Consider the following 1,339-nt stretch of genomic DNA (forward strand, 5'->3'; position numbering starts at 1 on the left):
ACTATGTCATCTCGCTCGGCAACGTGGTGCGCTGGTTAGGCCAGAAAGCTGAAGAACTGGAAGTGTCGATCTTCCCAGGCTTTGCAGCCTCGGAAATTCTGTATCATGCCGATGGCACAGTCAAAGGCATCCAGACCGGTGACATGGGCATTGGTAAAGATGGCGAACCGACGCATAACTTTACCCCTGGTTATGAACTGCATGCCAAATACACAATTTTCGCTGAAGGCTGTCGTGGTCACTTAGGTAAACGTCTGATCCAGAAGTTCAACCTGGACAAGGACGCTGATCCGCAACACTACGGTATCGGCATTAAAGAGCTTTGGGAAATCGATCCTGCCAAGCATAAACCGGGTCTGGTGATGCACGGTGCCGGCTGGCCACTAAATGAAACTGGTTCTTCAGGTGGCTGGTGGTTATACCATGCTGAGAATAACCAGGTGACTCTGGGCATGATCGTGGATCTGTCTTACACCAACCCGCATATGTATCCATTCATGGAAATGCAGCGCTGGAAAACCCATCCTTTAATCAAGCAGTATCTGGAAGGCGGCAAGCGTATTTCTTATGGTGCGCGTGCTGTGACCAAAGGTGGCTTTAACTCGCTGCCAAAATTCACCTTTCCGGGCGGCTCGTTGATTGGGGATGATGCAGGCTTCCTGAACTTTGCCAAGATTAAAGGCTCACATACGGCAATGAAATCCGGTATGCTTTGCGGTGAAGCGGTATTTGAAGCCATTGTTGCGGGTGTAGAAAAAGGCGGTGATCTGGCGGTGGCACGTGTTGTAGAGGGCGAAGATTTCTTTGTTAAAGAATTGACCGCGTATACCGACAAGTTCAACAACAGCTGGCTGAAAGAAGAGTTATACAACTCGCGTAACTTCGGTCCTGCAATGCACAAGTTCGGTCAATGGATCGGTGGTGCATTCAACTTTATCGATCAGAACGTGTTTAAAGTTCCGTTCACCCTGCATGATCTGGTTCAGGATCATGCTGCGTTGAAAACCCAGGCGGCTGAAAGCTTCAAGCCAAACTATCCGAAACCGGATGGCAAGCTGACCTTTGACCGTCTGTCTTCGGTGTTTGTATCGAATACCGTGCATGAAGAGAACCAGCCAGCACATTTGAAACTGACCGATGCTTCAATTCCGGTAGAAGTAAATCTACCGAAATGGGACGAGCCTGCGCAGCGTTACTGCCCGGCGGGTGTTTATGAGATCATGGAAAATAATGACGGTTCCAAGCGTTTCCAGATCAATGCAGCCAACTGTGTACACTGCAAGACCTGTGACATCAAGGATCCGTCCCAGAACATCACCTGGGTGACACCGGAAGGTGG

Annotated in this window: 1 protein-coding gene; it reads left to right on the forward strand. The window is 49.7% G+C overall.

The features are described 5' to 3' along the window. Nucleotides 1-1,339: electron transfer flavoprotein-ubiquinone oxidoreductase (locus FTV42_RS16955; RefSeq protein ID WP_180039258.1), on the forward strand; the 1,339-nt coding region annotated here is incomplete at both ends.

The sequence above is a fragment of the Acinetobacter sp. YH16052 genome (assembly GCF_013417155.1).
Lineage (GTDB): Bacteria > Pseudomonadota > Gammaproteobacteria > Pseudomonadales > Moraxellaceae > Acinetobacter.